The sequence below is a fragment of the Micromonospora sp. 050-3 genome (assembly GCF_046549335.1).
Classification (GTDB): Bacteria; Actinomycetota; Actinomycetes; order Mycobacteriales; family Micromonosporaceae; genus Micromonospora; species Micromonospora trifolii.
In genome coordinates, this window is record NZ_JAJPVX010000002.1 from 1,282,618 (window position 1) to 1,307,322 (window position 24,705).

Here is a 24,705-nt window from a genome sequence, read left to right on the forward strand (position 1 = left end):
CACTGTGTCGACCTCGCCGCCCCCACCCTCCCCGAGTACTGCTGCCCGCCGGCCCAGCGCCGGCGGGGAGCTCTGGCGTGCGGTGAGCGGTCGGGTCGCCCGGGTGGTGGGTCGGGCGCACCAGACCTGGCGCCGCTCGCTCCAGGTCCGGGTCGTGACCATCACGCTTGTCGCGTCCAGCCTGCTGGTCGGCGGGTTCGCATTCCTGATCGCCGACAAGATCACCACGATCCTGCTCGACAGCGCTCGCAGCGACGTCCGGCAGCGGGTGACCACCGGTGCCAGCTACGCGGCCAAGCAGGTCTCCTTCTACGGGCAGCCGCAGGAGGCGCAGCTCCAGGAGACCATCGACGGCACTGTCAACTACCTGGCCGGCGGTGACCCCCAGCAGACCAGCGGGGTGGTGGTGGCGATCACCGCCGACGACTACCCCAACGACATCCAGACGCGCACCTCCCCGTCCGCGAACGTCCAGTCGCTGATCAGCCCCGAGCTGCGGGCCGCGATCGCCGACGGCAAGGTGGCCAGCCAGATCCGCACCGGGCGACTCACCGACAAGACCACCAAATACCTGGTCTACGGCTCACCGGTGCCCACCCGCTTCGGCCAGATCGAGCTCTACTATCTGGTGCCGCTCGGCCGGCAGGACGTCACCGCCGCCGACGCCCGAGCCACAGTGGTGGCCACCGGGGTCGCGCTGGTGATCCTGCTCGGGTTGCTCGCGGCGCTGGTCACCCGGCTGGTGGTCAACCCGGTCCGGGTCGCCGCACGAACCGCCCAGCGGCTCTCCGCGGGCCTGCTCGACCAGCGGATGGTGGTCAACGGCGAGGACGACCTGGCCCTGCTCGCCGCATCGTTCAACCAGATGGCCACCAACCTGCAACGGCAGATCCTGCGCCTGGAAGAGATGTCCCGGTTGCAGCGCCGCTTCACCTCCGACGTCTCCCACGAGCTGCGTACCCCGCTGACAACGGTCCGGATGGCCGCCGACCTGATCTTCGCCGAGCGCGACGAATTCGACCCGGCGGTCGCCCGCAGCGCCGAGCTGCTCCAGGCCGAGCTGGATCGATTCGAGGAACTGCTCACCGACCTGCTGGAGATCAGTCGGTTCGACGCGGGCTTCGCCATGCTGGATTCCGAGCCGACCGACCTGGTGCCGGTGGTGCACCGGGTGGTCGACCGGCTGGCCGGCCTGGCCGAGCGGGTGGGCGTACCGATCGAACTCGACCTGCCGGGCACGCCGGTGATCGCCGAGGTCGACCCGCGCCGGGTCGAGCGGGTGTTGCGCAACCTGGTCGGCAACGCCGTCGAACACGGTGAGGCACGCCCGGTGCTGATCACCCTCGGCATCGACGAGACCGCCGTGGCGATCACCGTCCGCGACCACGGCGTGGGGCTGAAGGTGGGCGAGGAGAAGCTGGTGTTCAACCGGTTCTGGCGGGCGGACCCGTCCCGGGCCCGGCAGACCGGGGGCACCGGCCTGGGCCTGTCGATCAGCCTGGAGGACGCTCGGTTGCACGGCGGCTGGCTGGAGGCGTGGGGTGCTCCCGGCCAGGGCGCGCAGTTCCGGCTCACCCTGCCGGCCCGCGCGGGCGATCGGCTGACCACCTCACCGCTGCGGCTGGTGCCGGCCGACGCCGCCCTGCCGTTCGGCGGCCCCCGCGACGGTGGCCCACTGGCCATCGGTCCCGGCACCGGCGGGGCACTGGCGATCGGCCCGGCTCCGGCCGGGGACGGGCAGCGGACGGAGGTGCGCTCGTGAGACGGCCAACTGTGCTCGGGGCTCTCGGCGTGATGGTGCTGCTGGGCGCCGGCTGTGGCATCCCGGCGGCATCCGACGTGCGGCTGGACGGCAAGGGCGGCGCCGCGACCGAGGCCGGTGTGATCAGTCGGGGCAGTGAGCCACCGACGCGGACGGCCAGCGGCAGCGTCAACGAGACGTTCGTTCGCAACTTCCTGTCCGCCGCCGCAGGCGAGCCGGACCGGGCGTACGAGCGGGTCAAGGCGTTCATCGCCCCGGAGGACAAGATCCGCCTACAGGACAAGAAGGGCAGCGAGGTCGCGCTGAACGTGGTCCGGCTGCGCGGGGCGGTCTACACCCTCAACCGCGACTCGACCACGACCGTGAAGATCGCCGTGCAGCAGATCGGGGTGCTGCGGACCAACGGCACCCTGGCTCCACCGGTGGCGACCGAGACGGAGTACGAGTTCGGCCTGCGCAGTGCGTCCGTCAACAGCGGCGCCAACGACGAGCGGGCCGGCCTCTACATCATCAACCCGCCCAACGTGCTGCTGCTCAGCGACACCGCCCTTCGTCAGTACTACCAGGACGAGACGATCTACTTCTGGAGTTCGGACCGCACCCGCCTGGTGCCCGATCAGCGCTACCGGCCGCAGGCGGTGCCGGTCGAGCGGCAGGTCAACGAGGTGGTGAAGTGGCTGGTCGGCGGCCCCTCCGACTGGTTGCGCCCGGGAGTCGTCGGGCTGCCGGACCGCACCGAGCTGATCAACAACGCCACCGGCGGGAACGGTCGGTGGGAGGTCAACCTGGACATGTCCGGTGACGACCAGAACGGGATCGATCAGTTGATCACGCAGATCGCCTGGTCGTTGGGCGACCTTACCGGTCAGCTGGAGTTGAAGATCCGCAACAACGCGCAGCCCGTGGTGGAGCTGGGCGAGCGACGAGACTCCCAGTTGCTCTACCCGCATGCCACCAGCCCGCAGCGCTTCGGCGTGTACGACGGCGCGATCCACCCACTCGACTTCGAAGGTGAGCCCAGCGGCACTGTGCCGTTGACACCCGAGGCCAACCGCAACGTCGTCTCCGCCAGCCTCGGGCTGGCCAAGGACCGCCGGATCCTCGCCGCGATGGTGGTCGCCGGCAGCAGCAAGAACCGGTACCGACTCGCCGTGGGCACGGGCGCCGACCCGGTCGCCGTGCTCAGCCGCAGCGGCACCGAATACTCCGCGATCGGCCGACCGGTCTGGCTGCGTACTGTCGACAACCGCCCCAGCCGCGGCCTGGTGGTGGCCGACGGGCAGCTCTACCGGTTCGACGAGGCGGCCCGGATGTATCCGGTGCCGCTCAACCTGCCCTCCGCCGGGGTCACCGCGGTGGCGGCCGCGTTGGACGGCCAGCGGGTGGCGCTGATCGCCGGCGGCCGTCTCTACGTCGCCGCGGTCAACCTCGACGGTGGCGGGGTCTCCATCGGCCCGCCCCGAGAGTTGGTCACCTCGCTGACCAACCCGACGGCGGTCGACTGGGGCAGGGAGGACCAGCTCGTGGTGGCGGGGTCGGTCGGCCAGCCGGCGATCTACGAGATCAGTGTCGACGGCGCCCTGGAGACGCCGCTGAAGACCGAACTCGGCGCCAAGGTCACCCACCTGACCGCGTACCCGACCAACCGCAGCGTGCGGGCGCCCAGCGGGGCCTACATGTACGAGGCGAACGGGGTGGCCTACCGCAGCAGCCCGTTCGAACGGATCGAGCCCGGCCGGGTGCGCGACATCGCCCCGGTGCCGACAGGTGTCCGGCCGAGCAACCCGTCGGCGCCGTTCTTCCTCTACTGACACGGTGAGCGGGCTCTGGGCGGACCTCGCCGACCTGGTGCTGCCCGCCGACTGCGCCGGTTGCCGGGAGCGCCGACCCGGCCTGCGGCACGGGGTCTGCCCAGCGTGTGTCGTGGCGCTGGACGAGCTGCGGCCACGGGCGGTCCGCCCTACCCCCGCCCCACCGGGCCTGCCGTCCTGCGTCGCCCTCGGCCCGTACGCGGGTCCGCTGCGCGAGGCTCTGCTGGCGTACAAGGAACACGGCCGACACGGGCTGGCCCGCCCGCTCGGCGCGCTGCTCGCCGAGGTCGTCGCGGCGGCCGTCGGTGGGGCCCGCCCGCTGGCGTTGGTTCCGGTCCCGGACACCGCGGCGGCGGCCCGGTCCCGCTACGGGGACCACCTCGACCGGCTGGCCCGGCACTGCGCGGCCCGGCTCCGCCGGAGCGGTTGGGCGGTGCGGGTGCATCGTCCGCTGCGGGCGTCGCCCCGGCCCGACTCGGTCACCCTGGACAGCGCGGGGCGCGCGGCGGCGGCCGAGGCGGCCTTCCAGCCCCGCTCGACCGGGCCGGTGCGGGGTCGTGCCGGAGGGGCGGCGCCGGTCGTGGTGCTGCTCGACGACATTCTCACCACCGGCGTGACCCTCGCCGCCGCGAGCCGGGTGCTGACCGCGACGGGATGGGCACCGAGTGTCTCGGCGGTGCTCGCGGCGACCGAGAAAAGACACCAGTCGTAACCGATAGTGTTTCCGTTTCACCCGTTGGTGTATGAGGTGCGAAAAATCCTGGGTGGTCTCGGCAACATGGGGTGACTGCCGGGCAAACAAGAGTTAGCGTTTCGCTGTCGGGGGTAGGAGGTCGTTCCAACCGCCCCCGGCGGTGAGAGGAGGCGTAGCCGTACCAACCGGTCGACGCCAGCGGGTCTCCCCACGGCGCGCGGCCGGGTGTAAACCGGATCGAAGGCCGTCCGAAAAAGGGAGGTCACGTGGACATCGTGGTCAAGGGCCGAAACGTTGAAGTGCCGGACCATTACCGGGTACACGTAGCCGAGAAACTCGCGAAGATCGAACGCTACGACCACAAACTTATTCGCGTTGATGTCGAGCTGTTTCACGAGCGCAATCCGCGCCAGGCCGACCACTGCCAGCGGGTGGAGATCACCTGCGTTTCCCGGGGCCCGGTGATTCGGGCCGAAGCCTGCACGAACGACTTCTACAGCGCGCTCGACGCGGCCATCGCGAAGCTCGACACCCGGCTGCGCCGCGCGGCCGACCGCCGCCGCGTACACCGGGGCCGGCACGCGCCGATCTCCGTCGCCGAGGCCACCGCGGGCCTGCCGGTCGCGGACCTGGTGCCCAGCGCGCTGAGCGCGCCAACCGATGGTGCCCGCGCCGGCACCGCGGTCGCGGAGCGCGTCGAAGAGGAGCACGACGACCAGCCGTGGCACATCGCCCGGGAGAAGGTGCACCCGGCCGAGCCGATGACCATCGACGACGCGTTGTTCGAGATGGAGCTGGTCGGCCACGACTTCTACCTTTTCCAGGACAAGGAGTCCGGCCGCCCCAGCGTCGTCTACCGGCGTCACGCGTACGACTACGGCATCATCTCCCTCGCCACCTGACCGGCAGCTCGTGGGGTTGTGGCGGGGCGCTCCCGCCGCAACCCCACGACACCGGTCAGCGGACGTCGGCGGGAAGCAGCGCGAAGGTCAGGTCGTCCAGACGGGCGCCGGCCAGCCCGGGCAGCCGGCCGCGCTGAAGGGCCTCGCGCCGAAACCCGACCCGCTCCAGCACCCGGTGCGACGCGGTGTTGTCCGGCACCGTGCCGGCCGACAGCCGGACGATACCGGCCGGGCCGAACGCCCAGCCCGCGAGCAACCGGACCGCCCGCGTCGCGTACCCCCGGCCGCGCCAGTCCGGCAGCAACGCGTAGCCGACCGACGCCTCGCCGGCGGCCACGTCGGTGTACGACAACCCGCAACTGCCCACAGGCTCTCCGCTGGCCACGTCCGTGATCAGCAGCCGGGCGATCTCGCCGGTCAGCCAGCCGCTCTGCGCGAGACGACAACGCCGCTCCATCGCCTCGCGCGTCGGCGGCACCGGCGGCGCCTGGTTCGCCACCACCTCGGGTCGGCTGTGTAGCAGGAACATCAGCGCCGCGTCGTCCGGCGCGAGCGGGCGCAGCGCCACCACCTGGTCGGTGAGCACCCCGTCGGGCAGGTCGGGCAGCAGCCGGGCGGCCGGGCCGGGCGGATCACCGGCGACGCGTACCCAGGCCAGCAGATCGTGCCGGCCCGCGTCGCGGGACGCACCGGCCGACCGGCGCAGACCCTCGTAGCGGAAGCCGGCGGCCAGCGCGACCCGCTGGCTCGAGCCGTTCTCCGGTTCGGTGAGCAGTTCCAGTCGGGCCGCCCCGGCGTCGACCGCGTGCTCGCTCAGCGCGCGAGTCGCCGCGGTGGCCAGCCCGCGACCGCGCGCCGCCGGCCGCATCCAGTAGCCGATCTCCAGCTGACCCCGGGCGGGCACCGGGTTGTTCAACCCCACAGCGCCGAGCAGCCGATCGGTCGCGGGATCCGCGACGGCGTACGCCGTGCCGCCGCCGGTCCAGGCCGCCGGGGCGCCGACGTCGATCCACCAGCGGGCATCGGTCTCGGTGTACGGCGTCGGCAGGTTCGACACGAACCGTTGAGTCAGCGGGTCCGCGCAGCCGTCGACCACGTCGGCGCTGTCCTGCGCGCGGAACGGGCGCAGCCGCACCCCGTGCGCCTCGACGACCGGCCGCAGATTCATCCCAGATCCTTCGGGAGGAGCGCCCCGACCCACACGTCCACCCGATCGCCCCGGTGCTGCACACCGCCCCGGGCGGTTCCCTCGATCAGGAAGCCCGCCTTCTCCGCCGCCCGGCGGGAGGCCGTGTTGCCCACGTTCGCCTTCCACTCGATCCGCGCCAGGCCCAACGTGCTGAACCCCCAGGCGCTGAGCGCGACCAGCGCGGCGGGCAGATAGCCCCGACCCCGGGCCGCCGGCGCGGTCACGAAGCCGACGTCGGCCACCAGCGGGTCGGCGGGGGAGAGCCGCAGGTCGAGCGTGCCCGCGTACCGGTCGTCGGGGTCGGCGACCACGAAGCAGGCGGCGTCCCCCCGAGCCCAGGCGTCCCGGCCGTAAGCCTGGAAGCCCTGCGCGTCGGCGCGCTCGTACGGGTCCGGCACTGTCGTCCAGCGGATGGTTTCCGGGTCCCGGGAGGTGTGCACCACGGCGTCCAGATCCTGCTCCTCCATGGGCCGCAGACGAAGCTCGCCGGCCTTGGTCTCGGCGAACAGAACGGGCTGCGGGCGGCCGAAGACTGCGGCCCGCCGGGCGGCGAGGGTGCCCGGTCCGGCCGGGCCGGTCGACCCGGCGGCCGGCACCTCGCCGGGCAGCAGCGAGCCGATCCAGCCGTCCGCGCTGCCGTGCAGCGCCGGGTTGGCCAGCCGCAACCGGCCGTCGATCCGGAAACCGGCCCGGAGGGCCACCAGCCGGGAGGCATGGTTGCCCACCTCGGCCTGCCAGATGAGCCGGCGAAGCCCGAGGGTGGCGAAGGACCAGCGGGCCACCGCCCGGGCGGCCCGGACCATGACGCCCCGACCACGCGACCAGGGCGCCGTCCAGTAGCCGATCTCACCGGTGCCGTTCTCGTCGATCGAGATCAGTCCGCAGGAACCCAGCAGCTCCCCGGTGCTCGGGTCGCAGACCGCGAACGGTGCCCCGGTGCCCTCGGCCCAGGCCGTCCGGCTCATCTCGGTGACAAATCCGAGCGCGTGTTCCGGCCGGTATGGGCGCGGTACGGTGGTCCAACGCTGAATGTCCGGGTCCTGGCAGGCTCGGTGCACGGCCTCGGCATCCGTCTCTCGCCAGGGCCGCAGCAGCACGCCGTCTTCGATGATCTCCACGGGCTCCACTCGTGCATCCTGCCGTAGCGTTCGCCGACGGCGTAACCGGATAACGTCTGGAGCGTGCGCCGGACGCGAGTTATGTCGGGTTCGGTGGGGTCGAGCACCGCCACCAGTGACCATCGCGCCGATGGAGCGCCTACGATGGTTCGAGACTGTCTAGGGGAGCGTTGATCCGTGTCGATTCTGGAAAAGGTCCTTAACGCGGGCGAGGGCCGCATGGTGCGACGGCTCAAGGCCATCGCCGCCGCCGTCAGCTCGATCGAGGACGACTACGTCAACCTCACCGACGAGGAACTGGCCGGCATGACCGAACAGTTCCGGGAGCGGCTCGACGAGGGTGAGACCCTCGACGACCTGCTGCCGGAGGCGTTCGCGGTGGCCCGAGAGGCGGCCGCCAGGGTGCTCGGCCAGCGCCCGTACGACGTCCAGGTGATGGGCGGCGCGGCGCTGCACTTCGGCAACATCGCCGAGATGAAGACCGGTGAGGGTAAGACGCTGACCTCGGTCATGGCCGTCTACCTCAACGCGCTCTCCGGCAAGGGCGTCCACGTGATCACGGTCAACGACTACCTCGCCCAGCGTGACGCGGCGTGGATGGGTCGGGTGCACGAGTTCCTCGGGCTGACCGTCGGCGTGGTGCTGCCCAATCGGCCGGCCACCGAGCACAAGGCCGCCTACGAGTGCGACATCACCTACGGCACCAACAACGAGTTCGGCTTCGACTACCTGCGCGACAACATGGCCTGGTCGAAGGACGAGCTGGTGCAGCGCGGGCACAACTTCGCGGTGGTCGACGAGGTCGACTCCATCCTGATCGACGAGGCCCGCACCCCGCTGATCATCTCCGGCCCGGCCGAGCACTCCGCCCGCTGGTACGGCGAGTTCGCCGGCGTGGTGGCCCGGCTCCAGCCCGGCACCGACGGTGAGGGCGACTACGAGGTCGACCACTCCAAGCGCACCATCGCGGTGACCGAGCGGGGTGTCGCCAAGGTCGAGGACCGGCTCGGCATCGACAACCTGTACGAGTCGGTGAACACCCCGCTGGTCGGCTACCTCAACAACGCCATCAAGGCCAAGGAGCTCTACAAGCGCGACAAGGACTACATCGTCAGCGACGGTGAGGTCCTGATCGTTGACGAGTTCACCGGTCGCATCCTGCACGGCCGTCGCTACAACGAGGGCATGCACCAGGCGATCGAGGCCAAGGAGGGGGTGGAGATCAAGCAGGAGAACCAGACCCTGGCCACGATCACCCTCCAGAACTACTTCCGCCTCTACGAGAAGCTGTCCGGGATGACCGGTACGGCGCAGACAGAGGCGAGCGAGTTCAACAAGGTCTACAAGGTCGGCGTCGTGACCATCCCGACCCACCGCCCGATGGTTCGCGAGGACCGGCCAGACGTCATCTACAAGACGGAGAAGGCCAAGTTCAACGCCGTCATCGAGGACATCGCCGAGCGGCACCAGATGGGCCAACCGGTGCTGGTCGGCACCGTCTCGGTGGAAAACTCCGAGATCCTCTCCCAGTTGCTGCGCCGACGCGGCATTCCGCACAACGTGCTGAACGCCAAGTTCCACGCCCGGGAGGCCGAGATCGTCGCCCAGGCCGGGCGTAAGGGCGCGGTCACAGTGGCCACCAACATGGCCGGCCGTGGCACCGACATCCTGCTCGGTGGCAACCCGGAGTTCCTCGCCGCGAACGAGCTGCGGCAGCGCGGCCTCGACCCACTGGAGAACGAGGAAGATTACGCCAAGGCGATGGAGGAGGTCCTTCCCACCTGGAAGCAGGCCTGCGACGCCGAGGCGGATGAGGTCTCGGCCGCCGGTGGCCTCTACGTGCTGGGCACCGAGCGGCACGAGTCCCGGCGGATCGACAACCAGCTGCGCGGTCGCGCCGGCCGGCAGGGCGACCCGGGCGAGTCCCGGTTCTACCTGTCCCTTCAGGACGAGCTGATGCGGCGCTTCCGGGCCGGCGCGGTCGAGGCGGTGATGGAGCGCTTCAACATCCCGGAGGACGTGCCCATCGAGTCGAAGATGGTCACCCGGCAGATCAAGAGCGCCCAGGCCCAGATCGAGGGCCAGAACGCCGAGATCCGCAAGAACGTGCTCAAGTACGACGAGGTGCTCAACAAGCAGCGCCAGGTCGTCTACGCCGAGCGGCTCCGGGTGCTCAACGGTGAAGACCTCTCCGACCAGGTCCGCAACATGATCGACGACACCGTCGAGGCCTACGTGCGAGGCGCCACCTCCGACGGCTACGGCGAAGACTGGGACCTTGAGCAGCTCTGGTCCAGCCTCAAGCAGCTCTACCCGGTCGGCCTGACGATCGAGGAGCTGGAAGAGGAGGCCGGTGGCTCCCGGGCCGGCATGGACGCCGACTTCCTGGTCGCCCGCCTCAAGGACGACGCCAACGCCGCGTACGACCGGCGTGAGGAGGAACTCGGCACCGAGGGGGTGCGCCAACTCGAGCGGATGGTGCTGCTCCAGGTCATCGACCGCAAGTGGCGCGAGCACCTCTACGAGATGGACTACCTCCAGGAGGGCATCAACCTCCGGGCGTACGCCCAGCGCGACCCGGTGGTGGAATACCAGCGCGAGGGCTTCGACATGTTCGCCACCATGATGGACGGCATCAAGGAGGAGACCGTCGGTTTCCTCTACAACGTCGACGTCCAGGTGACCGAACCGGAGCCGGAGGAGGGGGCCGACGAGGTCACCCTGCTCGACAAGCCGGTGGAGATCCGGGCCAAGGGCCTCAACCAGGCGCCGCGGCGGCAGGGCCTGCAATACTCCGCGCCCACCATCGACGGTGAGGCCAGCCCCGGCGCGGTCGCCGTGGAGCAGGCCCAGCAGCAGGCTCCGGCGCTCGGTGTGGGCCGACCGGCTCAGGGTGCTCCAGCGGCACCGGGGCAGAGCGCGCCGTCCGCTCCGCAGCGGCCGGCATCCGGGCTGCGTGGCCCGACTGTTCCGTCGGCCGCCCGCCGGCCGGCCCCGAACCAGGCGGAGGCGAGCAACGGCCCGTCCCGCAACGCGCCGTGCCCCTGTGGCTCGGGCCGCAAGTACAAGCGCTGCCACGGCGCACCCAACGGCGGCAACTGACCAACAGCACCTGCACCGAGAGCGTCTGCACCGACAGCAGCCGCACTGACAGTGTCTGACCGACGGGTCCCGGCCTACCCAGGCCGGGGCCCGTCGGTGTCGTTGAGCCCCGCCGACGACCGGGGGCAGGTGTGGTCAGAGCACGTGTAGGGCGACGCAGAGCCAGCGGCCCCGGCGATGTTCGAGGCGCAGTGCCATCGCCCAGCTGCGGCCGCCCGTGCCGGTGAGGACGGCTGCCGCCTCCACAGCGGTCTCCTGGGGCTCGCAGACTCGCAGGCGTAGCAGCCGCACCAGTGGTCGGCCGGCGCGGCGGCGGGATGTCCCGGCCCGGCCGGGTGCGCGGGCGAGTTCGGTCAGTAGGTCGCCCGCTCTGGCCGGGTCGAGCAGCGCTCGCACCTGGGTCGGCGAACGGTAGCCGTTGACCACCTCCAGGCAGGTGCCGACGAAGCGGTGCGCGGCTCGGGTGGTTTCCGGCGCGGTCGACGGCGGCAACGACGCGACCGGATGGGTGGTGGTGGACCGGCTGGGCACCGGGCGCAGGGCTGCTCGCCGTTCCGGCGGCCGGACCGGGCTGGGCCGGGTGGAGGCGAACAGGTCGAGGGCGAGTTGGCCGTCGGTCGGCACCGGCCAGTAGGACCCGTCGGCCTCGTCAACGTACGGCGGGTCGAAGGGCGGGACGGGGCGCAGCCGCACGGGTGGTCGGGAAGGACCGGGTCGCGCTCCGCTCATCATGGCCCCCTTGATCTTGCGTTTGCCTTCGTTTGCCTCCGACTAGCTCGATTCTGAGCGACAGAATGGCCCCGGTCAATGGCTCGATGGCAGCCTCCGCCCGACAAAACGCTTGATCCACTCGGGTTCCTTGATGTCGCGGGCGTCCCAGCGGCCCGAACACCCCGACTTCCGCGAACCCGAGTGGATCATGCCCTGCGAAGGCAGGCGGAACGGGCCGGGGCGGGGCGGGCGGGTTAAAGCGGGGCGGGCTAGCGGCGCAGACAGGCCAGGCTGGGGTCAGATCGGGCTGTGCTACTCGGGGTCGCGGTCGACCAGCGGGTTGCTCTGCACCCAGTCTGCCGTCTCGTCATATTTGCGCGCTATGTACTCCTCCAGGCGGGCGCGCTCGACGCGCCACTGGCCACGCCCGCCGATCTTGATCGCCGGCAGTTCGCCGCTGCGCACCATGTGGTAGACCTGCGAGTCCGACACGTTGAGCTCGGCGGCCACGTCGGAGAGCAGCAGGAACCTCGGCTCCACAGGAACTCCCGGGGTTGATGTCGTTTGGCTCAGTTTGCCACCGACAGCCCCCGCCGCCCAGCACCGGACCGCGTCGAGGCCGGGCCAACCACGCCGGACACACCGGCTGGGAGCTTCCTCCGGGCGGAGGCGGGGTGTATGACGGTCACGGCGTGCGGCATGATCTGCGCCCGTGCCGGCGGCCGCCGGTGAAAGGACGACGCAGGGAGACGACCGGTGACCGACGAGCTTGTCCGGGTGTACGTGCCGGCGACCGTACCGATGCTGGCTCGGCTGCGTGAGGAGGGGCTGGCCGCCGACCAGGCGCACGCCGTGACCCCGGCGCTGCGCGAGTGGTACGCCGAGGGTGACGAGGAGGAGTTGGAGTACGTCGCCTTCACCCGGGCTGCCCAGGACGCCCTGCACCTGCTGCGGGCCGACCCGACCGCTCCCCGCCGACGCGTCGTCGTCTCGGTCGACCTGCCGTCGGCAGCGATCGGTCGCGGCGACGGTGAGCTGGGCTCCAGCACTGTGACGTTGGCCGACGCCGTGCCGGTGGGCGCCGTCGCAGCCATCCACGTGGACAGCGCGGACGCGGCCGAGGAGATCGGCGCGGCGGCCGACGTGGTGGCCGAGGCGGCGGCTGGTGACCCGGACGCCCAGTTCACCGTCGACGGCGCCGAGGACCACGAGCTGGAGTGGTACGACGTGACGGAGCTGGACCAGCTGCTCCGCGCGACCGACTGAGCCGGACACCGCCCCAGCAGCAGCCTGAGTCGGACACGGCCATGCCCGCCCGCGCCGAACGCCGGCCGGTCCAGCGTCAGCGAGCCGGGTCCGCCTTCGCGGGGTCCGCATCGGACGTCTCAGTTGCGTCGCCGTCGAATGTCTCGGCGGGGTCGGCGTCGAACGCCTTGGCGTAGCCCGGCTTGTCGTCCTCCGGGGCGATCTGGTCCGCCACCGGGTTCGGGCCGTCGGCCGGTTCGTCGTCGTCGCTGTGGGCCGGGCTGAGCGTGCGGCCGAACGCGATGAGCGCGGTCAGCGCACCCACGAAGAGCACCCAGATGCCGTTGTCCACCCGCGAGGTGCCCAGCGAGGTCTGCGCCACGGCGTCCGCCTCGCTGAGCGCGCTGGCGAGGTCGAGCAGCGACCGGCCGCCGATCCGGATGATCACTTCGGCGAGCAGCAGGAGAAGCCCCGGGCCGGCCCCGGCGAGCAGGTACGCCGGCCAGCGCAGCGCCGGGGTCTCGGAGTCGCGGCGGACGGCGCGACGCCGTGCCCAGGTCAGGTAGCCGAAGGCCAGTAGCCCGGCGAGCAGCCCGGCGACGAGCGATTCGGTACGGGACACCCACTTGGCCGCGTTAATCAACGATTCCTGGCTGTCGCCGGCACCGAAGAGGTCGAACAGCGGGTCCCGGGCGCGGCTGAACGCGACCACGAAGATCAGCGTGCCCAGCGCGGCGGTGACCACAGCACCGATCGCCGGGGCGGTCCGCGCGCCGGCCAGCGCGCCCCCGATGATCGCCGCGGCCGCCGTGGTGCCGGCGATCACGTTGGTGGTGGACGTGTCGAAGTAGGTGAGGTTGATGGCCACCGCGGCAGCGAGCCCGACCAGCGTTCCGCCGCCGATCGCCCCGGCGAAGCGCAGCGTGGCCCAGTCGCCGTACCTGCGGGCCAGCAGGTTGCCACCGGCCAGCGCGACGGCCGCCCCGGCCACCAGCGCGGCCGAGATCACGCCGGGCAGGGCGAACGCGGAGAGGCTGATCGCTGTGACCCCGGCCGCCGCCGAGGTGATGGCCTCCCGGGTGGACCAGAGCATGGCGGCCAGCCAGCCGAGCGCCAGCAGCGCGAGCACTGCGGCGCCGGGGGCGGGCAGCGGCCGACTGCCGGCGCTGGCCGCGTCGACCGCCGGCTCGTCCGACTCAGCGGCCGGGACGCGGCCGGGCTGCTTGGTCATCGTCTCCCCTTCGAGGCGGCAGGTCACCGACCATTCAGGGTACGCGGGCCCGCTGGGCTGCCTGTCGCCCTGGGACAGCGGGACGGATCGAGGCCGGTCGGTAAGGAGAGGAGGGGTGGGGCGGTCCTTGGCGCAGGGCGGTGGCGGACGTGGGTCGCATGGCCCGTCGTGGGAGAATCATGGGAGGTCCCGCCGCTGCTCGGCCTCCCGTGTGGCGTCCGGTGTCCGGCCATCCGGTCGGTGCCCGCGGGTCCGGTTTCGCCACTGCTGTCGAGATCGCCAGGAGCCTTGATGGATGCCGTGTTCTCCGTTCCCGAGCCGCGCAACGAGCCGGTTCGCAACTACGAGCCGGGCAGCCCCGACCGGGACCGGCTCCAGCGGCGGCTGACCGAGCTCGCCGCCGAGCGCATCGACCTGCCGATGACCATCGGCGGTGAGCAGCGGATGGCCGGCGGCGACCCGATCAACGTGGTGCAGCCGCACAAGCACGCCCGCGTGCTGGGGGTGACCGCGCACGCCACCCACGACGACGCGCGCGCCGCGACCAGGGCGGCCAAGGATGCAGCGCCGATGTGGCGGGCGCTGCCCTTCGAGGAGCGCGCCGCGATCTTCCTGCGCGCCGCCGAGCTGCTCGCCGGTCCCTGGCGGGACACGCTCAACGCCGCCACCATGCTCGGCCAGTCGAAGACCGCGATCCAGGCGGAAATCGACGCGGCGTGCGAGTTCATCGACTTCCTGCGGTTCAACGTGCACTTCGCGCGTCGCCTGCTCGAGGAGCAGCCGGCGTCCTCGCCCGGCGTCTGGAACCGCTTCGACCACCGCCCGCTGGAGGGCTTCGTCTACGCGGTCACCCCGTTCAACTTCACCGCCATCGCCGGCAACCTGCCGTCGGCACCGGCCCTGCTGGGCAACACTGTGGTCTGGAAGCCGGGCCCGACCCAGCAGTTCGCCGCGCACTTCACCATGCGGCTGTTCGAGGCCGCCGGCCTGCCGCCCGGCGTGATCAACATGGTCACCGGCCGGGGCGAGGAGGTCTCCGATGTCGTGCTCGCCGACCCGGATCTGGCCGGCATCCACTTCACCGGTTCGACGAAGGTCTTCCAGCAGTTGTGGCGGACCGTGGGCGACAACATCTCCCGTTACCGGGGCTACCCGCGCCTGGTCGGCGAGACCGGCGGCAAGGACTTCGTCGTCGCGCACACCAGCGCCGACGTTGACGCGCTGCACACCGCGCTGATCCGCGGCGCGTTCGAATACCAGGGCCAGAAGTGCTCGGCGGCCTCGCGGGCGTACGTGCCGCGCTCGCTCTGGGAGGGTGGGCTGCGGGACCGGCTGGCCGCCACCGCCGACTCGCTGACCTACGGTGACGTGGCCGACTTCGGCAACTTCGGCGGCGCGGTGATCGACGACAAGGCGTTCGCCCGGCACACCGCCGCGCTGGAGCTGATCGCCGGCGACGACAGCTGCCGGGTGCTGGCCGGTGGCACCGCCGACGACTCGGTCGGCTACTTCGTGCGACCGACGCTCTTCGAGTGCGGCGATGCCGCCCACGAGACCTTCACCACCGAGTACTTCGGGCCGATCCTGGGCGTGCACGTGTTCGACGACGCCCGGTTCGACGAGGTGGTCGCGCAGGCCGAGTCGATCGCCCCGTACGCGCTGACCGGCTCGGTGTTCGCCACCGACCGCCGGGTCGTCGAGTCGGTCGGTGAGCGCATGCGGTACGCGGCCGGCAACTTCTACATCAACGACAAGCCGACCGGCGCGGTGGTCGGGCAGCAGCCCTTCGGTGGCGCCCGCGCCAGCGGCACCAACGACAAGGCCGGCTCCTGGCTCAACCTGGTCCGCTGGGTCTCCCCGCGGACGATCAAGGAGACCTTCGTGCCTCCGACCGACCACACGTACCCCCACATGGGCTGACCGGCGCCGACCCGCCGGCGGCGCGCGTGGGCGCCGCCGGCGGACGCCCGGAATGTGGCAATCCATCGATAGTCCTCAACGGACAGTCTGCCGCCGACAGTGCACTTAGGAAGTCCTGTCGGGTGGCAAACCGGCAAATCCTGGACGCCGGGTGCGCAAAGTGGCAGCGTAGTGGGCATGGCGGATTCCGGAGTCAACCCTACGGCGGCGGCCCTGCTCGGCCTCCTCCACGAGGGCCCGATGACAGGCGGTCAGTTGATGGCCGCCGCTGAGCGCCGTCTGGCGCCGTACTGGTCGATGACCCGCAGTCAGGTGTACCGCGAGTTGCCGGTGCTGGCTGAGCGAGGTTTCGTGCGGCTCGGTAAGCCGGGCCCGCGGATGAGTCAGCCGTACTCACTCACCGCCAGCGGAAAACGGACGTTTTCCCGCTGGCTCGCGGAGAACCCGGGGCGGGACACCATCCGCAACCCGATAGCGCTCCGGATGGCCTTCGGCAACCTGCACTCCGCCAGCCAGCTGAAGGGCCTGTACGCCTCGGCCAACGAATACCACACCGAGGCCCTCGCCCAGGTCCGGGAGCAGGTGAAGAACGCCAAACGGGACGGCGAGACGTACGACGCCAGCGCGCTGGAGTTCGCCGTCGCCTACCACCGGGCGGCTCTGTCGTGGTTGAAGTCCGCCCCCGTCGGGTGACGTCCGGCCAGTTCGCGCATCCACAACGAGCTGCGCAGCCTGCGGCACAGTACGCTTGTGTGTCGTGACCGCTGCCGATTACGCCGAACAGCTCAAGGAACTCGACGCGACCCTGCGAAACATCGAGGCCGTCCTCAACATCGACCGTCTGCACGAGGACAAGGCCCGCCTTGAGCAGGAGGCCTCCGCCCCCGACCTGTGGGACGACCAGGCCAAGGCCCAGCAGGTCACCTCGCAGCTGTCGTACGTCAACGGCGAGATCAGCAAGCTGGGCAGCCTGCGTTCCGGCCTCGACGACGCCCAGGTGCTGCTGGAGCTGGCCGAGGCCGAGGCCGACCCGGGTGTGCTGACCGAGGTCGAGTCGGAGATCACCGGGCTGACCAAGGCCATCCAGGAGATGGAGGTCCGCACCCTCCTCTCCGGCGAGTACGACTCCCGTGAGGCGCTGGTTGCCATCCGGGCCGGCGCGGGTGGCGTGGACGCCGCGGACTTCGCCGAGATGCTGCTGCGGATGTACCTGCGCTGGGCGGAGCGGCACGGCTACCCGACCGAGGTCTACGAAACCTCGTACGCCGAGGAGGCGGGCCTCAAGTCGGCCACCTTCGCGGTCAAGGTGCCGTACGCGTACGGCACGCTCAGCGTCGAGTCGGGCACGCACCGGCTGGTCCGGATCAGCCCGTTCGACAACCAGGGGCGTCGGCAGACCAGCTTCGCGGGCGTCGAGGTTCTGCCGGTCACCGAGCAGACCGACAGCATCGACATCCCGGAGAACGAGGTTCGGGTCGACGTCTACCGCTCCTCCGGGCCAGGTGGGCAGAGCGTCAACACCACCGACTCGGCGGTGCGCCTGACGCACATCCCGACCGGCATCGTGGTGACCTGCCAGAACGAGAAGTCCCAGTTGCAGAACAAGGCCTCCGCGCTGCGGGTGCTCCAGGCCCGACTGCTGGAGCGCAAGCGCCAGGAGGAGGAAGAGAAGATGGCCGGCCTCAAGAGCGGCGGCACGAGCTCGTGGGGCGACCAGATGCGCTCCTACGTCCTGCACCCGTATCAGATGGTGAAGGATCTCCGAACCGAGCAGGAGACCGGCAATCCGAGCGGGGTCTTCGACGGCGACCTCGACGATTTCATTGAGGCCGGCATCCGTTGGCGCAAGCAGCGTCAACTCGCCAACGACGGTGCGTGACGGCGCGCGGGCGGAGCGCGTCATCGATCTCCAGGTAGAGGCCTGATTCGACGACTCGTGCCGGATCGGCGGGGCGTGGGGCTTGGCTCAGTTGTTACACCGCGTAGACTCACCACCCGTGATTCAGCTTGAGCAAGTGACGAAGACGTACCCGAAGGCGTCCCGGCCTTCGCTCGACAACGTGTCCGTCTCGATCGAGAAGGGCGAGTTCGTCTTCTTCATCGGTCCATCCGGCTCCGGCAAGTCCACGATCATCAAAATGCTGCTGCACGAGGTGGCCCCCAACAAGGGCCGCGTCGTCGTCAACGGCAAGGACGTCACGTCGATGCGCTCCTGGAAGCGACCCCACTTCCGGCGTTCGATCGGCTGTGTCTTCCAGGACTTCCGGCTGCTGCCCAACCGCACCGCCTACGAGAACGTGGCGTTCGCCCTCGAGGTGATCGGCAAGACGAAGGCGGTTGCCCGCCGGGTCGTGCCGGAGGTGCTGGAGCTGGTCGGGCTCGGTGGCAAGGAGCACCGCTACCCGCACGAACTCTCCGGTGGTGAGCAGCAGCGGGTCGCCGTCGCCCGGGCGTTCGTGAACCGTCCGCTGATCCTGCTGGCGGACGAGCCCACCGGAAACCTGGACCCGGACACCTCGATCGAGATCATGCGCCTGCTGGACCGGATCAACCGCACCGGCACGACCGTCGTGATGGTCACCCACGACTCCAACATCGTGAACCAGATGCGCCGCCGCGTCGTTGAAATTGAGAGCGGTCGCATCGTGCGTGACCAGGCCCGCGGCGTCTACGGGTGAGCCGGCGCTCCACCCCTGCGCAGCCTGACGACGAACACCTCATGCCGGAGACCCGGAGGAAATCCCGATGCGCGTGAAATACGTCCTGTCCGAGGTACTGGTCGGACTGTGGCGCAACGTGACCATGTCCATCGCGATGATCATCACGATGGCGGTCTCGCTGACCATGCTCGGCGCCAGCGGTCTCATGTACCGCCAGGTCGACGACATGAAGGACCTCTACTACAAGAACATCGAAGTCTCGATCTTCTTGACCCAGGAGGTGACCGAGCAGGAGCGCACCGACCTCCAGACCAAGCTCGATGGCGACCCCCTGGTCAAGGACGTCTTCTATGTCAACAAGGACGAGGCGTACAAGCGCTTCAAGGAGATGTACCAGGACGCGCCGGACCTGGTGAACGCCGTGAAGCCGGACCAGCTGCCCGAGGCGTTCCGGCTCAAGCTGAACAACCCGGAGCAGTACAAGGACGTCTACGACCAGTACAAGGACACCGCGGGCGTCGAGGAGATCATCGACCAGAGTCGACTGCTCGACAAGATCTTCAACATCCTCACCTCGATCCAGAACATCGCCCTGGCTGCCGCCATCGTGATGGCGGTCGCCGCCCTGCTGCTGGTCGCGAACACCATTCAGGTGGCCGCGTACAGCAAGCGGCGTGAGGTGGCGGTTATGAAGCTGGTCGGCGCGTCCAACTGGTTCATCCAGGCGCCGTTCGTGCTGGAGGCCGTGGTGGCCGGCCTGATCGGTTCACTGCTCGGTCTGGTGGCTTTGGTCGCGGCGAAGTATCTGCTCTTCGACGGGTCGTTGAGCGCGTTGCAGGGTCTGCTCTCGCCGATCACCTGGGGCGACATCCTGTTCATCTTCCCGCTGATGGCTGGCGTCGGTGGTCTGGTCAGCGCGGGCACCGCCTGGATCACCCTGCGCTTCTACCTGCGGGTCTAGGCACCGTACGGGTCGTCCCGTCGTCTCCCGAGGGCCCTCCCGCAGCCGGAAATAAACGGCGCGGGAGGGTCCTTGTCATTCGGGTAGCATGATCGGTTGTCCGGCCGGGGTGAGCCCGGCCGCGGACGCCAGGAGAGGGGGTGGCACCGATGCCACGGGAAAAGGGGCGCAAGGTGGTCGCCTCCAACAAGAAGGCGCGTCACGACTACGCCATCTTCGACACGTACGAGGCGGGCATGGCGCTGACCGGCACCGAGGTGAAGTCGCTTCGGGCCGGGCGTGCGTCACTTGTCGACGCCTTCGCGCAGGAACGTGACGGCGAGTTGTTCCTGCACGCGATGCACATCCCGGAGTACACCCAGGGCACCTGGACCAACCATGAGCCCCGGCGTACCCGCAAGCTGCTGCTCAACCGGGGCGAGATCGACAAGCTCCTCGGCAGGACCCGCGAGGGCGGTTTCACCATCGTCCCGTTGCAGGTCTACTTCTCGGACGGCTGGGCCAAGGTCGAGATCGCCCTGGCCAAGGGCAAGAAGTCGTACGACAAGCGTCAGGACCTCGCCAAGCGGGACGCGGACCGGGAGATCGCCCGGGTTTCCGGTCGGCGCGGCAAGGGCATGGACGACTAGTTCATCCTGTTTGTCCGGGTCGGCGTGCCGGCCCGGGGCTCGGGATGAAAGCTGTTGCGGCAGGCGTTAGTCTTGTCAGTGCCGCCACATCGGCGGCCTGTCGAGGGGGTGACTGGTTTCGACTTCGTACGCAGCGACAGGGGAAGCGAGCCGAGGAAGCCGACGTCGTCTCGAGAATCGGTCGTCGGAAACTTATAAGCGCCAAGCAAAATCGCGCTGACTTCGCTCTCGCCGCCTGAGGCGAGTAGCTAAGTCTGTCGGCCTGGGAACGCCTTCGTCCCAGTAGCCGGCATCAGCTAGGAGGCTGGCCAATCGGACCCGGTCGCGGGGTCCGTGCGGCGAGATTAATCAGCGACTGGGCCCGTCACACCAACTTGCTCGCGTGAGCGGTGGGGCCGAGTAGAGGCACAGCGAGCTGCGCTCGGAGAAGCCCTGACAAACCGGCGAAGGACCCGGGTTCGATTCCCGGCACCTCCACCACCTCGAACGAAGCGCCCCGGCTGACCAGCCGGGGCGCTTTGTTGTGTCGAGAGGGTCTTACGCTGCCCCTTGTGACCAACCAGGAGCTGCGCCTGTCGGTCGGCGCGTCGCCCGGCCAGCGCGTCGTGGCGGTGGTGGCCGGCGTCCTGCTCACGGCCGTCGGCGCGGCGTTCGTGGCGCTGCCCCTCGTCGCCGACGGGCTGTTGCGCCGACTGACCGGCCCGGGTGACGCGTTCGCCTCCTATGAGGAGGCTCGCGACCTGCCACCGGGGCTGCTGCCGCCCGCGCTGCGCGACTCCGCCGACCCGAACCAGTCCGGTCCCAGCCCGTTCATCGGCCTGTGTGGCCTGCCCTTCGTCCTGCTCGGCCTCTACCTGGTGCTGCGGGTGCTCCGCACGGCCGCCTGGCTGGACGGCAGCCGTGCACGGGTACGAGGTGCGTTGCGCACCCGCACCGTCGACCTCGCCACCGCCCGGATCGAGTCCGGCGCGGTGTCGTACCGCGAGGCGGACGACGACGGTCCGGCCGGCCAACCGCAGCTGCGGGCCGTCCTCGCGACCGACCCGGGAAGTGCCCGGCGGGTCACCATCCCACTGCGCGGCATGGGGTTGCCCGTGCTGCCGCCGTCCGAGCTGCGGGCGCTGGCCGAGGCGATCACGACGGGTCGACCAAGCGACGAGCGGGCCGGCGACGCGCGCGCCGTGGCCGACCACCTGCGCCGACTGACACAGCACCGGTCGACCGACTGAGGCGGTCGTACGTCCCAGGCGGCCTGTGCCGTGCTGAGGGCGCACCAACGTGGCTGGTGGGGTCGGTGGGTTCAACGGGGCAGAAGAGACGGCTCAGGGCTCTGGACAGGGCGTGCCGGGCAGCCTCACCATCGCGGTACGGGGTAGCAGCGCCGCCGCGCGGGAGGTGCCATGGTCACCGGTCCGGTCCAGCAGCCGTCACTCGTCACCCGACCGCGCGTCGCGCATCCGGCGGGGCTCCCCGCCGATCCACATCCCACCGGTCTACCCGGCGAGCCGCGCCCGGCCGGCCTCGCCGGTGACGTGCACGCCCTCGGCCGGGCCGTCGCCGTCACCAGCACCGAGCCGCGTTGGCGCGATGACGTTCTCCTTCGGCTGCGTCCGGTGTGCCAGGGCTTCGCCGAGCACGTCCGGGTCACCGAGGGCCCCACCGGCCTCTATCGGGAGTTGCTCACCCAGTCGCCGCGACTGGTCCACGGCGTGCGGCTGCTGACCCGGGACCACGTGGCGATCGTCGCCGCGATCCTGGCGGTTCAGCAGATCGCTGAGCGGCCCGAGACGCACCCCGATGAGCTGCGACACCGGGCCGGGCACCTGCTGCGGAGGTTGGCCCGGCATCGGCGGCGCGGCGCCGACCTGCTCTGGGAGGCCTACCAGACGGATCTGGGTGGCGAGACCTGAGCCCAGGTCGGGAACCGGCCGGTCGGCGAAGGCGTCGAACCGTACATGAATCGCCCTGCCCTGCTGCTCGTGCTCCCGTTGCTGCTCGTGGCGGGATGTGCCGCGACCGACGCCGGTCCGGCCGGCGGCCCGCGCAGCCCGACGCGCGGCGCGGAGGCGTTCGACCAGCGGGCCGCTCAGGTCGCCGAGGCATGGCGGCCCGGCCCCGACTGGCGCACCGGCTACGTGCCGTTGGAGGGCCCGACACTGCTCACCGGTGACCCGGGATTCACCCCCGACACCGAGGCCGCCTTCCGGGCGGGGTGGTACCGCGAGCAGGTCGGGATACCGCCCACCCGGGTCGGCGGCGAGATCCAATTTCCGGATGGACGGCTGACGCTGCCGTTGGTCAGCGCCGCCGAGGCGTACCGGCAGCTCGACCAGGGTGACCCACTGCCCTGCCCGGGTCGGCCGAAGCGGCCCGGCCGGCCCACCCCCGGCGGCCCCACCGTCGAACCGGGGCCCGACGGGTGGGCCACGAGCAGCACGCAGACCGCGTGTCTCCCGCTCACCGTCACCGGTGTCACGTTCGGTGCCGTGCCGGTACGCACAAGTCGGGGTGTGGCGCAGGTCCCGGCCTGGCTGTTCACCATCAAGGAGTTGGCCACCCCGGTGGTCCGGCTCGCCGTCGCGCCGACGGCCGTCACCCCCGTCCCCGAGCCCACCACGCCGCCCCGGCCGCTGCCGGACGGGTTGGTGGCGGCCCAGGACCTGGCCGCCGTCGACGGCGCCCGGCTGACCGTGCGGCTCGGCGTCGGCGCGTGCGACACCGGGATCACGCCTCTGGTGTGGGAACGGCCGGACGTCGTGGTGGTCGGTGGCGGCGTCACCCGGGCCACCGGCGAATGCATCGCCCTGCTGAAACTGGAGCCGGTCACCGTCACCCTCGCGGCGCCGCTGGGCAGCCGGCCGGTGCTGGACGTCTTCACCGGTGCCCCGCTGTCGATCGCGCCGCGCTGACTCGGCTCAGAGGATGCTGGGCACGTCGGTGCTGATCGGCACCGGCACCACAGTGGGCCGGTCGGCGCGCAGCCCGGTGGCGAGCGCCGCGCCGAGCTGATCGGGGGTCTCCACCACCTGCGTGGCACAGCCGTAGCCGGCCGCGATCGCGACGACGTCCAACCCCGGCAGGTCCAGGCCGGGCACCCCGGGAGTGTGCTTCAGCTCGGCGAACGCCTTGAGGATCGCGTACTGCTGGTTGACCGGGACGACGACCACCACCGGCAGTGCCAGGCGCGCGGCCGTCCAGAGCGCCTGCACCGAGTAGTGGAAGGAGCCGTCTCCGATCACCGCCACCACCGGGCGACCGCGCCCGGTGTCCCGCTCGGCCAGCGCGATGCCGATCGCCGCCGGCAGGCCGTAGCCGAGGCCGCCGCTGGCCATCGTGAAGTACGACGCCGGGCGGGTGATCCGCAGCTGACGACGCAGCGCGGACAGATTGGATGGTGACTCCTGGACCAGCACGCCGTCGGTCGGCCAGTGTGCGGCCAGCGCGGCGAACAGGGCGTCCGCGCTCAGTGGGTTGCCGACCTCCGGCGGTGGCAGTGCGTCCCGCCGCGTGGGTGCCGGCCGGTCGCTCGGCGGCACCCGTTCGACAAACGCGGCCAGGGCCAGCCCCGGGTCGCTGAGCAGGCTGTCACCGACCGGGGCTCGTGCGGCCTCGTCGGGGTCGTCAGTGATGTGCAGCAGTCGGGCGCCTTCGGGCAGGTGCCCGCCTGGCACGTACGGGTAGTAGCGGAACACCGGGGCGCCGACGACCAGCACCGTGTCGTGCCCGCTCAGCGCCTCGGCGAGCGGACCGATCGCGTACGGCAGCACGCCGCGGAAGTGCGGGTGGTCCTCGGGGAACACCGCCCGCTCGGTGGCGGGAGCCGACCAGACCGGCGCGGCGAGCCGCTCCGCCAGCGCGACAGCGGTCGACCAGCTCGCGGAGCGGTCCACCCCCGGCCCGTACACGAGCACCGGGTTGCGGCTGCCGGCCAGCACCCGGACGAACTCCTCCAACCGTTGGGGGTCCGGCGCGAAACGGGTGGCCACCGTTCGCGGCGCGGGCGGCGGGTCGGCTGGCTGAGCCCAGTCGTCCATCGGCAGGGAGAGGAAGACCGGCCCGGCCGGTGGCTGCACAGCCGTCGCGTACGCCCGCAGCATCGCCGCGGGGATGTCCTGCGCCCGGGCCGGCTCGTAGGCCCACTTCACGTAGGGCTGCGGAAGCTCGGTGGGTCGGCGGCTGGCCAGCCGGGGTTCCAGAAGCAGCATCTCCCGGGTCTGCTGGCCGGCGGTGACGATCAGCGGGGTCTTGTTGTGCCAGGCGGTGACCAGGTTGCCCATGCCGTTGCCGGTGCCCGGTGCGGTGTGCAGGTTGACGTGGGCGGGCACTCCGCTGGCCTGGGCGTAACCGTCGGCCATCGCGACGGCCGTCGCCTCGTGCAGCGCGTGGACGTAGTGGAAGTCGGCGGGGAAGTCCTGGAGGAACGGCTCCTCGGTGGAGCCGGGGTTGCCGAAGACGGTGGTCATATCGAGGGTGCGGAGCACGTCGTACGTCGCGTCCCGGACAGTTGCCATCGCACCCGCCTCCGTGTCGCGGGCAGGGGCAACCGCGGTCGCCCTCCCGATCAGCCGAATCTATCGGGATGTGACGGACCTTTCGGGCGTTTCTCGGCCGCCGGTGGCCCCGATCGGTCGATCACCGGGAGGTCCGTCGCCGGGTGCGTTGGCCCTTCGTCTTAACTGTCCGATCACCCGCCGGTCAGACCTTAGCCAGCACCCAGCACGCAGGCTATGGTGCCAGGCATGGCGTTGACAGGGCGGCTGAACCCGATGC

General features: G+C 70.8%; 21 protein-coding genes and 1 other RNA gene. 16 read left to right on the forward strand and 6 right to left on the reverse strand.

The window, feature by feature from the left end; all coding sequences use genetic code 11:
• The first annotated feature begins 4 nt into the window (after nt 1-4).
• The 4 genes from mtrB to hpf all read left to right on the forward strand — a co-directional run bounded on the left by mtrB (nt 5) and on the right by hpf (nt 5,169).
• Entirely contained in the window at nt 5-1,762 is a 1,758-nt protein-coding gene (gene mtrB / locus ACLJOK_RS20980; RefSeq protein WP_410820397.1) for an MtrAB system histidine kinase MtrB, read from the forward strand.
• 32 nt (nt 1,763-1,794) lie between these two features.
• Complete coding sequence (locus ACLJOK_RS20985; protein ID WP_410821554.1) at nt 1,795-3,573, forward strand: LpqB family beta-propeller domain-containing protein; 1,779 nt, start codon at nt 1,795-1,797, stop codon at nt 3,571-3,573.
• Nucleotides 3,574-3,610: 37 nt separating this feature from the next.
• Nucleotides 3,611-4,285 carry a ComF family protein gene (locus tag ACLJOK_RS20990; protein ID WP_410821555.1) on the forward strand — a complete coding sequence of 225 codons (675 nt, stop codon included), beginning with the start codon at nt 3,611-3,613 and terminating at the stop codon, nt 4,283-4,285.
• Nucleotides 4,286-4,533: 248 nt separating this feature from the next.
• The gene (gene hpf, locus ACLJOK_RS20995; protein ID WP_410820398.1) at nt 4,534-5,169 is read left to right on the forward strand and encodes a ribosome hibernation-promoting factor, HPF/YfiA family; all 636 of its coding nucleotides are present in this window, start codon (nt 4,534-4,536) and stop codon (nt 5,167-5,169) included.
• Nucleotides 5,170-5,224: 55 nt separating this feature from the next.
• On the opposite strand, the gene ACLJOK_RS21000 is transcribed toward hpf, so the two are convergent.
• Both ACLJOK_RS21000 and ACLJOK_RS21005 read right to left on the reverse strand, forming a co-directional pair.
• A complete protein-coding gene (locus ACLJOK_RS21000) occupies nt 5,225-6,337 on the reverse strand; it encodes a GNAT family N-acetyltransferase (RefSeq protein ID WP_410820399.1) in 1,113 nt (370 codons plus the stop codon).
• Nucleotides 6,334-7,485, reverse strand: coding sequence for a GNAT family N-acetyltransferase (locus tag ACLJOK_RS21005; RefSeq protein ID WP_410820400.1), 1,152 nt, complete (start codon nt 7,483-7,485; stop codon nt 6,334-6,336). The genes ACLJOK_RS21000 and ACLJOK_RS21005 overlap by 4 nt, the downstream gene beginning before the upstream one ends.
• A gap of 168 nt (nt 7,486-7,653) precedes the next feature.
• Here ACLJOK_RS21005 and secA point away from each other — a divergent pair, with 168 nt between their 5' ends.
• Nucleotides 7,654-10,578 carry a preprotein translocase subunit SecA gene (secA, locus tag ACLJOK_RS21010; protein ID WP_410820401.1) on the forward strand — a complete coding sequence of 975 codons (2,925 nt, stop codon included), beginning with the start codon at nt 7,654-7,656 and terminating at the stop codon, nt 10,576-10,578.
• Between the two features lie 135 nt (nt 10,579-10,713).
• Here the strand turns inward: secA and ACLJOK_RS21015 are convergent, their stop codons facing one another.
• Together ACLJOK_RS21015 and ACLJOK_RS21020 are read right to left on the reverse strand one after the other, a co-directional pair.
• Complete coding sequence (locus ACLJOK_RS21015; protein WP_410820402.1) at nt 10,714-11,310, reverse strand: Rv3235 family protein; 597 nt, start codon at nt 11,308-11,310, stop codon at nt 10,714-10,716.
• Between the two features lie 291 nt (nt 11,311-11,601).
• A complete protein-coding gene (locus tag ACLJOK_RS21020; protein ID WP_030490852.1) occupies nt 11,602-11,829 on the reverse strand; it encodes a helix-turn-helix domain-containing protein in 228 nt (75 codons plus the stop codon).
• 216 nt (nt 11,830-12,045) lie between these two features.
• Here ACLJOK_RS21020 and ACLJOK_RS21025 point away from each other — a divergent pair, with 216 nt between their 5' ends.
• Nucleotides 12,046-12,555: a DUF6912 family protein gene (locus tag ACLJOK_RS21025; RefSeq protein ID WP_410820403.1), complete on the forward strand. Its 510-nt coding sequence runs from the start codon at nt 12,046-12,048 to the stop codon at nt 12,553-12,555.
• Nucleotides 12,556-12,631: 76 nt separating this feature from the next.
• On the opposite strand, the gene ACLJOK_RS21030 is transcribed toward ACLJOK_RS21025, so the two are convergent.
• Nucleotides 12,632-13,765 (reverse strand): hypothetical protein, encoded by a 1,134-nt coding sequence (locus ACLJOK_RS21030; protein WP_410820404.1) that lies wholly within the window; start codon nt 13,763-13,765, stop codon nt 12,632-12,634.
• Between the two features lie 291 nt (nt 13,766-14,056).
• Here ACLJOK_RS21030 and pruA point away from each other — a divergent pair, with 291 nt between their 5' ends.
• From pruA to ACLJOK_RS21080, 10 genes are all read left to right on the forward strand, one after another.
• A complete protein-coding gene (gene pruA / locus ACLJOK_RS21035; protein ID WP_410820405.1) occupies nt 14,057-15,685 on the forward strand; it encodes an L-glutamate gamma-semialdehyde dehydrogenase in 1,629 nt (542 codons plus the stop codon).
• Nucleotides 15,686-15,862: 177 nt separating this feature from the next.
• On the forward strand, nt 15,863-16,378 hold the full coding sequence (locus ACLJOK_RS21040; protein WP_238677722.1) for a PadR family transcriptional regulator: 516 nt from the start codon (nt 15,863-15,865) through the stop codon (nt 16,376-16,378).
• A 64-nt stretch (nt 16,379-16,442) separates the two neighbouring features.
• Nucleotides 16,443-17,564, forward strand: coding sequence for a peptide chain release factor 2 (gene prfB, locus ACLJOK_RS21045; RefSeq protein ID WP_410820406.1), 1,122 nt, complete (start codon nt 16,443-16,445; stop codon nt 17,562-17,564).
• A 118-nt stretch (nt 17,565-17,682) separates the two neighbouring features.
• Nucleotides 17,683-18,363, forward strand: coding sequence for a cell division ATP-binding protein FtsE (ftsE, locus tag ACLJOK_RS21050; RefSeq protein WP_030331491.1), 681 nt, complete (start codon nt 17,683-17,685; stop codon nt 18,361-18,363).
• 67 nt (nt 18,364-18,430) lie between these two features.
• Nucleotides 18,431-19,306 carry a permease-like cell division protein FtsX gene (gene ftsX / locus ACLJOK_RS21055; protein WP_238677720.1) on the forward strand — a complete coding sequence of 292 codons (876 nt, stop codon included), beginning with the start codon at nt 18,431-18,433 and terminating at the stop codon, nt 19,304-19,306.
• Nucleotides 19,307-19,455: 149 nt separating this feature from the next.
• Nucleotides 19,456-19,935, forward strand: coding sequence for an SsrA-binding protein SmpB (gene smpB, locus ACLJOK_RS21060; protein ID WP_124854050.1), 480 nt, complete (start codon nt 19,456-19,458; stop codon nt 19,933-19,935).
• Nucleotides 19,936-20,039: 104 nt separating this feature from the next.
• Nucleotides 20,040-20,415, forward strand: a transfer-messenger RNA (tmRNA) gene (gene ssrA, locus ACLJOK_RS21065).
• Nucleotides 20,416-20,486: 71 nt separating this feature from the next.
• Entirely contained in the window at nt 20,487-21,164 is a 678-nt protein-coding gene (locus ACLJOK_RS21070) for a hypothetical protein (RefSeq protein ID WP_410820407.1), read from the forward strand.
• Nucleotides 21,165-21,335: 171 nt separating this feature from the next.
• Entirely contained in the window at nt 21,336-21,845 is a 510-nt protein-coding gene (locus ACLJOK_RS21075) for a hypothetical protein (RefSeq protein WP_410820408.1), read from the forward strand.
• A 45-nt stretch (nt 21,846-21,890) separates the two neighbouring features.
• Complete coding sequence (locus ACLJOK_RS21080) at nt 21,891-22,844, forward strand: hypothetical protein (protein WP_410820409.1); 954 nt, start codon at nt 21,891-21,893, stop codon at nt 22,842-22,844.
• A 6-nt stretch (nt 22,845-22,850) separates the two neighbouring features.
• On the opposite strand, the gene mdlC is transcribed toward ACLJOK_RS21080, so the two are convergent.
• On the reverse strand, nt 22,851-24,446 hold the full coding sequence (gene mdlC / locus ACLJOK_RS21085) for a benzoylformate decarboxylase (protein WP_410820410.1): 1,596 nt from the start codon (nt 24,444-24,446) through the stop codon (nt 22,851-22,853).
• Nucleotides 24,447-24,705 lie beyond the last annotated feature (259 nt).

What these genes read in the sequence shown, in the direction of transcription:
- ACLJOK_RS20985 (WP_410821554.1), top strand. Translation starts at nt 1,795, where the DNA reads ATGGTGCTGCTGGGCGCCGGCTGTGGCATCCCGGCGGCATCCGACGTG.
- ACLJOK_RS21000 (WP_410820399.1), bottom strand. Translation starts at nt 6,337, where the DNA reads ATGAATCTGCGGCCGGTCGTCGAGGCGCACGGGGTGCGGCTGCGCCCG.
- ACLJOK_RS21015 (WP_410820402.1), bottom strand. Translation starts at nt 11,310, where the DNA reads ATGATGAGCGGAGCGCGACCCGGTCCTTCCCGACCACCCGTGCGGCTG.
- ACLJOK_RS21030 (WP_410820404.1), bottom strand. Translation starts at nt 13,765, where the DNA reads ATGACCAAGCAGCCCGGCCGCGTCCCGGCCGCTGAGTCGGACGAGCCG.
- pruA (WP_410820405.1), top strand. Translation starts at nt 14,057, where the DNA reads ATGGATGCCGTGTTCTCCGTTCCCGAGCCGCGCAACGAGCCGGTTCGC.
- ACLJOK_RS21040 (WP_238677722.1), top strand. Translation starts at nt 15,863, where the DNA reads ATGGCGGATTCCGGAGTCAACCCTACGGCGGCGGCCCTGCTCGGCCTC.
- ftsX (WP_238677720.1), top strand. Translation starts at nt 18,431, where the DNA reads ATGCGCGTGAAATACGTCCTGTCCGAGGTACTGGTCGGACTGTGGCGC.
- smpB (WP_124854050.1), top strand. Translation starts at nt 19,456, where the DNA reads ATGCCACGGGAAAAGGGGCGCAAGGTGGTCGCCTCCAACAAGAAGGCG.
- ACLJOK_RS21075 (WP_410820408.1), top strand. Translation starts at nt 21,336, where the DNA reads ATGGTCACCGGTCCGGTCCAGCAGCCGTCACTCGTCACCCGACCGCGC.
- ACLJOK_RS21080 (WP_410820409.1), top strand. Translation starts at nt 21,891, where the DNA reads ATGAATCGCCCTGCCCTGCTGCTCGTGCTCCCGTTGCTGCTCGTGGCG.
- mdlC (WP_410820410.1), bottom strand. Translation starts at nt 24,446, where the DNA reads ATGGCAACTGTCCGGGACGCGACGTACGACGTGCTCCGCACCCTCGAT.